The 10,188-nt window shown below is 61.7% G+C and carries 9 protein-coding genes and 1 tRNA gene; 5 read left to right on the top strand and 5 right to left on the bottom strand.

What is annotated here, in order from left to right; genetic code table 11:
• Window positions 1-116: 116 nt before the first annotated feature.
• From CKO15_RS12480 to CKO15_RS12490, 3 genes are all read right to left on the bottom strand, one after another.
• Window positions 117-1,475: a hypothetical protein gene (locus tag CKO15_RS12480; protein WP_200196809.1), complete on the bottom strand. Its 1,359-nt coding sequence runs from the start codon at window positions 1,473-1,475 to the stop codon at window positions 117-119.
• 56 nt (window positions 1,476-1,531) lie between these two features.
• The gene (locus CKO15_RS12485; protein ID WP_200196811.1) at window positions 1,532-2,092 is read right to left on the bottom strand and encodes a hypothetical protein; all 561 of its coding nucleotides are present in this window, start codon (window positions 2,090-2,092) and stop codon (window positions 1,532-1,534) included.
• Window positions 2,093-2,298: 206 nt separating this feature from the next.
• Window positions 2,299-2,373: transfer RNA gene (locus tag CKO15_RS12490), tRNA-Gly, on the bottom strand.
• Between the two features lie 106 nt (window positions 2,374-2,479).
• Here CKO15_RS12490 and CKO15_RS12495 point away from each other — a divergent pair.
• The 3 genes from CKO15_RS12495 to CKO15_RS12505 all read left to right on the top strand — a co-directional run bounded on the left by CKO15_RS12495 (window position 2,480) and on the right by CKO15_RS12505 (window position 6,114).
• Window positions 2,480-3,376, top strand: coding sequence for a CPBP family intramembrane glutamic endopeptidase (locus CKO15_RS12495; protein WP_200196813.1), 897 nt, complete (start codon window positions 2,480-2,482; stop codon window positions 3,374-3,376).
• Window positions 3,377-3,770: 394 nt separating this feature from the next.
• Window positions 3,771-5,195, top strand: a complete 1,425-nt coding sequence (locus tag CKO15_RS12500; protein WP_200196815.1) for a zinc-regulated TonB-dependent outer membrane receptor — start codon at window positions 3,771-3,773, stop codon at window positions 5,193-5,195.
• A gap of 16 nt (window positions 5,196-5,211) precedes the next feature.
• Window positions 5,212-6,114: a metal ABC transporter substrate-binding protein gene (locus tag CKO15_RS12505; protein WP_242464786.1), complete on the top strand. Its 903-nt coding sequence runs from the start codon at window positions 5,212-5,214 to the stop codon at window positions 6,112-6,114.
• A gap of 209 nt (window positions 6,115-6,323) precedes the next feature.
• Here the strand turns inward: CKO15_RS12505 and murB are convergent, their stop codons facing one another.
• Window positions 6,324-7,220: a UDP-N-acetylmuramate dehydrogenase gene (gene murB / locus CKO15_RS12510; RefSeq protein ID WP_200196817.1), complete on the bottom strand. Its 897-nt coding sequence runs from the start codon at window positions 7,218-7,220 to the stop codon at window positions 6,324-6,326.
• Window positions 7,221-7,382: 162 nt separating this feature from the next.
• Here murB and CKO15_RS12515 point away from each other — a divergent pair, with 162 nt between their 5' ends.
• The gene (locus tag CKO15_RS12515) at window positions 7,383-8,315 is read left to right on the top strand and encodes a glycosyltransferase family 2 protein (protein ID WP_200196819.1); all 933 of its coding nucleotides are present in this window, start codon (window positions 7,383-7,385) and stop codon (window positions 8,313-8,315) included.
• Window positions 8,316-8,327: 12 nt separating this feature from the next.
• Window positions 8,328-9,107, top strand: coding sequence for a ParB N-terminal domain-containing protein (locus CKO15_RS12520; RefSeq protein WP_200196821.1), 780 nt, complete (start codon window positions 8,328-8,330; stop codon window positions 9,105-9,107).
• Window positions 9,108-9,226: 119 nt separating this feature from the next.
• Here the strand turns inward: CKO15_RS12520 and CKO15_RS12525 are convergent, their stop codons facing one another.
• The gene (locus tag CKO15_RS12525; protein WP_207124113.1) at window positions 9,227-10,090 is read right to left on the bottom strand and encodes a protein kinase family protein; all 864 of its coding nucleotides are present in this window, start codon (window positions 10,088-10,090) and stop codon (window positions 9,227-9,229) included.
• Window positions 10,091-10,188: the final 98 nt, after the last annotated feature.

Consider the following 10,188-nt stretch of genomic DNA (forward strand, 5'->3'; position numbering starts at 1 on the left):
CACCACACGAAAATAAGCCCGTTTTGGCCCAAAATCGGAAAATTGACGTCCAGCACCTGAACAAAAATCAATCGATGCTGTAATCTTCGGCTTTCCACGCCGAAAGCCCGATTACTTCAGCGTTTCCCTAACGACTCGGCAACACCCTCAGTGCGCTTATGTGGGCAAGCAAGCACCGCTTGGCGGCGTTCACAGGTCTGCTCGCCACTCAACCCCAAGCGCCGCCAGCCGAGGCGGAGCACCGCCACCTCCAGCAACGGCTCAATCAGCCAGCCGCCATAGCCAGTGAGCGCACGCGCCAGGGTGCGATCGGTCAGCGGCTCACCGAGTAATACGCCTTGTTCGGCCTCATCAAACAATCCGCAGTGATCGCGCCACCAGCGCTGCGCTTGCGCCACATCGGGACGATAGCCGATGCGCAGGACCGCATCCGGCCGCCGTCCACTGCCAGCCACGCGCAGTTGCGGCTGCAGCGCCAAAGGCCGTCCGGTGAGCAACTGCCACGCCGTCCCGGCTGCACTGCGGTAGCGCGGCTCGGCCAGCACCTCAAGCAAAAACTCAGCACCTGCTGTCGTCCCGGTCAGCGCCGCCAACGGCAACACCCACTCGGCGTTTCGTTCTAGGCACAGCGCAAGTTGCTCAGGCAGAGTCGAATCGCCGGCGGCGGCACGCAGCAGAAGCGCTTCGTAGCTGTGATCGCTCGCCGCCTCCAGTGCTCGCGCCAATCCCTCACGGGTCAGCGCGCCGTGCGCCACCCCGACACGCAGCCGCGCGCGCCGCAGTTGCGGGTTCTGCGTTAACGCCACCCCGCTCCCTGAGGTCGATGCTGTGGAATCTGTCAGCGATGCTACAGTGGGCCAATCGGCGCCCTGCTGCAGCGGCCAAACGTGTGACGGTGCCGGCAGGCTCTCACGTTGACCTGCATCGACCAGATAACGCAGCGCCCCCGCGCGCACCGCCGGACTCTCGTGACGCCACGCCTGGGCCAAAATCTCCGTCGGCATTACAACGCCGCAGGCCGAACAGCTGCGCCAGAGTCGCTCCGTCCAACTGTCTGCCGGCGCCTCCCCCTCCCCCTCCAACATCAGACTCAGCATAGCGACCGGCAGCGTTGCCGCGGGCGTCCCGGCCGGTGTACACCAAAGCCACGCTCGCAGCGCAGCGTCGCGGGTTTCAGCGTCGCCGATTAGCGCGTTAAAAGCCGCCAGAGAGGCCGCCGCTGGCGAGCCAGTTCCGGGGATCACAGGGGGCTGGGCAAGGAGCTGGGCACCCCAATGGAGAAAGGCGCCGGACCCTGGCTCCATGGCTGACGTCTGCGGGCCAATCAACCGCAAATGGTGCAGCAGCGCCCGTTCGCACTGCGCCAGAATGGGCGCCGCACTCAGCCCCTGGGCGTAGAGCCGTTGCCAGCGCTCTAGTAAAACGTATGCGGCGGCTACGTGCTCCGCCGGCGGTGTCGCAGTGAGACGATCCATGTCTCGACTCCTTGCCTGGCAATCCCTGCCAATTTTTATTGCGGCATTGATACCGCTTAATTGAGCTCGATACGCTGCCCGGTGATGCGGTTTTCGCCGTGGGCGTGCGTATGCACGGTATCGCCGTCGATCTGGATCTGCCCGTCGGCGCGCAACTCTAACATGGCACCGTTCGCCTCTAAGCGGACATCGCCGGCATCGGCACGAAAGAGAAAGGAGCCGTCGGGCCGGCACTCGAGCCCCTGGCGCGGCCGCTCACCGCGCTGCGCGATCACATGGAGGATCAGCGCGGCAGGCTCTCGTAGAGAGTTCGAGGTCGATAGAGGGGTTGAGGGCGACGAGGAGACTGACGGGAGCGACGTCGGCACAAGCGACGCCGGTAAGGTCGAATCACCGGGCGCACTCAACAAGACGACGACGACATCGCCAACAGCCAGACCTGACAAGTCACGGGCGTGGGCGAGGACCGGGACCGGTCGATTGGCTTCGCGGGGGTCACCGTGCAGCGTAACGGTCAGCGCACGTCCACCCTCGGCGGTGGCAACCTCGGCGGCTACAACGGTGGGTAATGGGGCAGACTGAGTCGTCGGGAAGGGTATGATCGCGGCCTGTTCCATGGCCTTTGCTCTCCTGAAGAGTCCTGGGAACCCGAAGCGGGCCTTGGGGATCCCTACTGCGCTTGCACTCCTTGCATGCGCGCCTTTGTAACTTGTACCGGTGTCTCGTATCGGCTATCTGTATCGCCAACGCGGCTCGAGCAACAAAGCAACCTAAAACTCGTGATGCTCGCATAGGCGATATGAAACGCGTCTCTGCAACAACCTGGAGCGGGTGATGGGATTCGAACCCACGACCCCAACCTTGGCAAGGTTGTGCTCTACCACTGAGCTACACCCGCTGCGTCGCTACAGGCGAGTATTTTACAGCCCTCGGCGTCGGCGTCAACCCCTCCCTGCTGCTGCGATAGCACGCGTCGGGCAGCTCCGTGCTAGGATAGGAAGATCATGAAAAGGGCTCTCACCACCTTGATCTTACTGCTCTTCGCGCCCAGCGCGGCGGCTCTCGGCTCGCAAGCCGGCTGGGTGGCAACCGGCAGTTTTTTCGCGCCAGGCACCGGTCAGTTCATCAATCAGCAGCCGGGCAAGGGGGCGGCCCACTTGTCGACCTTCCTCGGCTCTATCGCGGCCTCTGCCTACTACCAAAACCATGAAGATTTCATTGAGTTCGACGATCGCTACGACGAAGACAACGAGATCATCTACACCACCCGGGTCAACGAACACGCCGATCTAGCCAGTCGCGTCATGCTAGCGAGCATGTTCTACTCATCTTACGACGCCTACATTGAGCGCCGCCGCCTGCTCGGGAACCGCAATTACAACACCCCCGCCCACGCCGAGTCGCTGCAATCGCTCACCTTAGCCCCATTTAACCGCGAGTATCTGACCCGCTGGACGACACTGGCACCCCTGGCCATCGCCGCTAGCACACTGTTGATCGGCCCCGACGACGGCTGGGTCACCTCTTTTGAGGATGGGATGAGTCGCGGTGAAGCAGCCGCCTACGTCTTCCCTCAGCACGGGGCGGTTGCCATCGGTGAGGAGGCCTTCTTTCGCGGGATGCTGAACAACAGCTTCAGCCACCAGTGGGGAGAACGCTGGGGTTTGGCCGCCTCCTCGGTGGCCTTCGGGCTGGCCCACACGGGTGAGGGCGTATCGGCCAACGCCGCCGTGGCTACCGCGGCCGGCTTCTACCTCGGCTGGGTCCACCAGCGCAACGACTACCAACTCGGTGAGAGTGTCGCGATCCACTTTTGGTGGAACGTCATGGTCTCCCTGGCCACACTGCGCTACGGTCCAGAGGACCGAACCGCGCAGGTATCGGTGGCCATTCCATTCTAGTCCCATTTCCATTCTAGTCCCATTCTAACCAGGCACAGGGAGAGGGCACCGGGAGAGCCCTAGCCAAACCTCGGGTATTGACATCAAGCATCAATTGCAATTGAATCGCACTTGCGATCGCTTCAGGCTGCGCCCTGTCTGCCCTCCTGTGCCTCGCTGCCGTCGCACCACCCCTTGCAGCACGCCTTTTGAGGTCTGCTGCGGATGCAAGACGGGGAGCGGCCGGGACGACAGTGAGTCGATGCAGTGGGTCGATACAGTGGGTCGATACAGTGGGTCGATGCAGCAGGCGCAGCAACGCATCGCACGGGGATTATGGAGTGACGAGACCGAGGTGACGTACCAACACTGATGACGACACTACGATGCTTCACACCGAATTGGGAGGAACTTCATGCGATCGACCGACACACTTCACCGCCACGCCACCAAAAGGCGCTGGCCGCTCGCCGTAACGCTTGCGGCCTGGCCTCTCGCCCTACTCACGCTCTCTAGCGCCTACGCGCAAATGCCGCAAGACCGGGCTGCCAGTCACCCTCATCTTGAGGCGCACCAACAGCACCTCGGTGGCGCACCGGCAGGACGCGCCTCCTCCGAGCAGGTCGGCGCCGGCACCTTGATGAACCCATTGATCTCGGTAATCTTCGATGGCGTCTACGCCAACGAATTCTCCGGGCACATCGACGACCCGGGCGGCTTTGAGATGGGCCATGATCACGGCGACAACGGCCACGACCACGGCTTCGAAGACGGTTTCCAGCTGCGCGAGACCGAGTTTGCCTTCGAGGCCACCGTTGATCCCTACTTCGACGCCTTCGCCATGCTGGTCATCGAAGGGACCGATACGATCGACCTGGAGGAGGCCTACTTCACCACCCGCGCCCTACCCTGGGGGTTGCAGATCAAAGGGGGCCGTTTCCTCTCCAACATCGGCTATATCAACCCCTTCCATCCACACGACTGGGACTTCGTAGACCGCCCCTTGGTCAGTGAACACCTCTTCGGTGACCACGGCCTGCAAGATACTGGCATTCAGGTCAACTGGTTAGCCCCGACGCTCACCTATCTCAAATTCGGCGTCGAGGCGCTGCAGGGCGACGACGACGGTATGCTGACCAAGTACGGCCACTCCGCTGGACCCAATCTGATGACCGCCTTTGCCAAGTGGGGACCCGATCTTGGATTCGATCACGCCGCCCAGCTGGGTCTCTCGGCCGGCTACGGCACCATTTGGGAGGATGAAGAGCGACATTCGACGGATATGGAACTCTGGGAGGATGGTCACTCCTGGTTTGCCGGACTCGATGCGGTCTATAAGTACACTCCACCGCGCAGCTATCAGGGCGCGGGCCAACTCACCCTGCAGGGGGAGTGGTTCTACCGGGAGATCTCTGCCGATTACATCGTCTATTCGCACACTGAACGCGACGATGGCAGCTGGCGTTTCGGCGAGGGCCGCGGCGACCCGGACAATATTAACAGCGCGGTGACGTGGCAGCAGGACGGCATGTACCTGCAAGCCGTCTACGGCATCGCCCCACGCTGGCGCGCTGGGTTGCGCGCTGAGGCGCTCGGGTTGCTTAAAAATCAGAGCCACAACCATCGCACCGCCGGCCCGAACTGCTACGACGAGTTCGACACCAGCTACCGCTACTCGGCAGTGGTGACCCACTACCCGAGCGAGTTCTCGTTTGTCCGGGGCCAGCTCAGTTACTCCGATTTCGCTGCCGACGAACCGGGCGGTCCGCGCGAGGATGCCTGGCAGTTTCTGGTGCAGTACAACCTGAGCTTAGGCGTGCACGGCGCCCATACATTCTAAACCGAGGGAGGGAGCCATGATGATGCTATACCGAACCGCAAGCGTCGCGCTGCTCGCTGCAGCCGTCACGATCGCGCCAGCCGCCTTCGCCGATCCGATCCGTGTCGCCGCCTCGACCTCCAACATGGCGATGCTCACCCAGGAGATCGGCGGTGAGCACGTCGACGTCACCACCATGGCGCCGCCCGATCGCGATGCCCACTATCTCGAGGCCCGTCCCTCGATGATGGCGGCCCTGCGTCGGGCCGAACTGCTCGTCTCGGTCGGGGCAGAGCTGGAAGAGGGGTGGATCCCGGCCGCTCTGCGCGGTGCCAACAACCCCGCCGTGATGCCGGGGCGAAGCGGTTACTTCGAGGCCGCCGCCCAAGTCGAGTTGATCGGTAAGACCCACCACGCCGACCGCGGACGGGGCGATGTCCACCCAATGGGTAACCCACACGTCTATCTCGACCCGATGCGTATGGCCGAGGTCGGCCACGCCTTAGCGCACCGTCTCAGCGAGTTCCGACCGCAGCATCGCGAGACCTTCCGTGCCAACGCGCAAGCCTTCGCCGATGCGGTCGAAGAACGCATGCCAAAGTGGCAGGAGCGGGTCGCCGATGCCCCCGGGGTGCTACTCTTCCATGAGAACATCGACTACCTGATGGAGCGGCTTGATGTTCCCATCCACGGCTTCTTAGAGCCGCTGCCGGGTGTACCGCCGACTGGGCGCCATCTGCGCAGCCTCGTTCGCGACTTGCAGGGTGAACGCGGGGTAACGATCTTCGCCGACTTTGAACCGAGTCGTGGCGCCGAGTTCATCAAGCGCGAACTGGGCTGGGAGTACTTCTCGCTGCCGACCCACGTGCCGATCGGCGGCACCGCCGAGGACTACTTTGAGGTCATCGACGCCTTGGTGGAGGCTGCAGCCTCGGGGTAGAGAGCCCACGCCGTAGGATCACGGTTGATAGAAGACGATTGATATACGGCTGATACACGGCTAATATCCACGCCCCGCCCTTGAGGCTGCACTACAAGGGCGGGGTTCTGCTATTCGAGCAGACTGGAAGAGCGCAAGCGGCCGGTATTTCTCTGATTCCTACTGGTGTCGGTCGCTCGTGCTGAAGCCTGATGCACAGGCCGGATCACTCATCCAGCCGAGCGCGGGGTTTCTCGAGATGCCCCAACGTCGACATACTCCACCTCGCGCTGAAGCATCACACCAAAACGCTCATAGACACTGCTTTGTGCCAACTCGATCAACGCTTTGACATCGGCGGCTGTCGCATCCCCCACATTCACGATCCAGTTCGCATGCTCCTCGGCAATCATCGCACCACCGATGCGGCAGCCCTTCAGGCCGCACTGCTCGATATACCAGCCAGCCGGCCTCTCCGCCCCCTTAAAAACCGAGCCACAGTTGCGGGGATTCGCCGGTTGTTTTGCCTTGCGTGCGCGGCGCTCGGCAGCCATGGCCTCAAGCAGGGCCGCCCTGGACGCACGGCAGCCGTAGCTAAAGTGCGCCTCCAGGACGATCCAGCGCCTCTCCAGCAACATCGATCTCCGATAGCCCAACTGCAGCTCTTCTGCCGTCAGCGTTCGCACACCCTCTTCAGGGTCCAATACCTTTACGGAGAGCAGACGATCTTTAATCTCATGCTCTCTTGTGCCGGCATTAATCCGCACCGCAGCACCGACCGTGCCGGGGATATCGCATAGGAACTCAAAACCGCCGATGCCCCGTTTCGCGCACGTCCTGGAGAGGTAGGGCAGTCGCGCTGCGCCACCGGCTACAACGCGCTCTGCAGCGTCATCAAAGACGATCTCCTTGAATGCACCCGCCAACCGGATCACCACCCCGCTAAACCCGTCATCGGAAAAGAGCACGTTCGACCCCGCGCCGAGCAGAAACCAAGGAGTCTCGCTCTTCTTGCAGTCGTCGAGCAGTTGCTCCAGCTCGTCCAGTGAACCTGGGGTTGCAAAATATCTCGCCTCACCGCCGATGTGGTAGGTGCACTTGTTTTTTAGCGGAACGTTTTCGTCCATAGTCGCTGCGATCCTGGCTCTTGAGTGACTGAATGCTCCCGGTGACCGGTGGAGCAGCGCGGTAAGCTAGAGGCTCCGGAAGACTTTTGGCCGCTGCCGCTTGTGTTGCACAATATGCTTGTGCTGGAATGCCAGTTTTACGTCTTCGTTACCGGACGCCCAATGACCCCCACCGTTACGATCTACTCCTCATGGTACAACCGCGAGCACCGAGTCTACCCTTCGCTTGAGCATCTATTCGCTCAAGACTACCCACACACCGAGTTCGTACTCATCGATGACGGCTCTACCGATGAGACCGGCGAGCGGATCGAAGCGTTCTGTCGCGAGCGAGGAGACCGGAACGCTACGGTTATCCGCCAACGCAACAAAGGCCTAACCAGGACGCTGATCGATGCCATCGACTCCGGATCAAGCGATTACATTGCCCTACTCGGCGCTGGAGACCTGTGCGCGCCCGAAAAGATAACGCGCCAGATTGAAATAGCGGAGTCATCCAAAAGCGTTGGCGTTGTCGGCTGCGGGGTCGGCTACTGTTCTGAAACAGGCATCGACCCGACCCGGGCGCATCACGCCCCTAAGGAGCACACCGCCACCCACAGCCTACCGAAACGGATCCCGCGCCCTGGAACGCATGGAGCGGCGCTAATTCGCCGTGAAAGCTATGAGCAGGCAGGCGGGTATCGCGCAGCCTTCAAGTACGCCCAAGACGCCGACCTCTGGTTGCGTTTAGCGCCGCTGTGCGATTTCCGCACTGTCCCCGAGACACTTTATTGGAAGTATCAGGGCAGCGGAACCGTCCTTGCCAATCCCGAACGCTCTCTGGTCCAGGCGCTCCACTCTGAACTCGCCTGGCAGAGCAGCGAAGCACGCTGGCACGGGCGGCCCGACCCGGTAGACGTTCTAGGCGATGATGCGACATACTTCCTCCGTCCGACATGGCGCCTTGAGGCCCGGATACTTAAGAAGGCCTGGAGACTGATGCGGCAAGGTGAACTTACACGAGCGGCCGCTGTGCTGACCGCGGTGCGTGCCGCCACGCCGCTAGGAGGAGCGCTCAAAGCATTGGCGTCAATAGCGACGCGCGCCTCCTAGCAAGGAACAGGTATGCCCCACAAACGGTACACTCGACCCTTTCGTTATGTCTCCTTGTATGGCCTGGGGTTGCCGGCGTACCTCCTTGCGCCGTGGGCACGTCGCCCCGAAGCGCCACGTTGGATCTCTCTTCTCGGCACACCGCGACGCCAGCGCGCGGGACCGTATCAAGTCGCCTTAGGTCATATTCTGCACAACACCGCCAGCCCCGAGTGGCAGCCGTGGGTCAAGTCGATTCCGCTCTTGGTGGCGCCCGGCGCTTGGGACCAGGTTCCACTCGCCTCCGAAAGCTGGGAGACAGAGCATGTTCGCAAGATGCTCATCGACGGCGTCGACTATCGCGCCTTACCGCTCTATGCCCAACTGAATGAAGAACTGGCACGCAGGGGCTATACTCGGCACAAAGACTTGCGCTCCCCTGAGGAGATCGACCAATACTTCAATGGAATCATTGAATTAGCTGAAAGCATACGGCAAAACGGCCTCACCCCGGGCAGAGAACACGGTGACAAGGAGATCCAAGTTCGCGTCAATAGAGACGGTCAGATCATCAAGTGCGGAGAAGGCACGCATCGGCTAGCGATTGCGCAAATACTCGGCGTGGCCGAAGAGGTGACGGTCGAGGTCGACTTGGTCCACTGGCTCTGGGCAAAGAGAGTCATGGCCCACTACGACCGACCGTTTCTCCACGCCCTGTCGCTCTGGTTTGAGCACGGCACCCCTAAGCTTGATGATCCGCAAAACCCGCCCCGCGACGATCCCAATATGGAGAGAAGGCACGGCAGCGAATAGCAGGTTGGCCATCAGTGTTGCTTTACTATCGCTCTGGGCACCTAGCGCCCCGTCTCTCGCGCGGCTAAGCGCGGGTGCACGAAGGCAAGAGTATACACTGTAGTTTTTCTAAGCGCCCGTTAGATCTTCTCGCGCAGCATCAGACGCAACTTAGGATGGCGCTGTATAGCGTCTCTGAGCGCCCCCCACCACTCAGCCCAGGCTGTAACAGACGGCACTCCTGCACTATGGGCATACGCCTCAACAAACCGACGAAAAAGCGCGCGCGGCGGCGGACCACCCCACAGTCGAACAGCCGCAGGCAGATGCCAACGCACCATCTTCGCCATACGGTGGCGACGCACCGGTCCCGGAAGCCAAGGCAACGGATAAATGTTATCGACATCGAGCGCCGCAACAGAGACCGGATCGGCCTGGAGATTGACCAAAAAGTTACCCCGGATCGGGTCCATATGCAGAAATTTTCCGGCGGTAATCCGCCCCCAGAGCGCCCCCATGGCCGAACTCAGCGCCTCACATTCAGCCGCTGAGAGTGGCCCCGATAAATCCTTCAGCGTAACCCCAGGCAATTCGCGCATGATAAAAACGCCTTCCGCTGGATGACCAGAACGGCGAATAGTCAGCGCGGCCACCGGTTCGGCAGTCGTGACCCCGGCAGCCAGCAAACGCTCGGCAACCCCGCACAAATAGCGCGGCGGGCGCAATCGAGCCTTCAACCAAGCAACCGGTGCACGCAGCACCCCGTGCTCTAACCGGTAGTGCTTGATGACGTAACCATCTCCAGCATGGTAGAGGCGGTAGACACGCGCTTTAGAGCCTTTGAGCGGCTGCAGCCCGCCCCACTGCTGCTGCAGTCCGTTCGGCTCGGTGGACTGCGATGCGAGCGCAGCAACCGCGGCATCAACAACGGACTCTGGCTGCGACTGAACGCGCTGAACCCGCACCTCCACGCCTCGAAGATTCGCTACCATGCGACCTGCCATCACTCACTCTGGAACCTCTAAAACCGCAGCCACAGCCCCAGCCATCAATGGATGGTCTGACAAAGACGCTTTTGCTCAAGGCGCCCATGCGCTCCCGC

The sequence above is a fragment of the Halorhodospira abdelmalekii genome (genome assembly GCF_016583625.1).
In the GTDB taxonomy this organism is placed as follows: domain Bacteria; phylum Pseudomonadota; class Gammaproteobacteria; order Nitrococcales; family Halorhodospiraceae; genus Halorhodospira; species Halorhodospira abdelmalekii.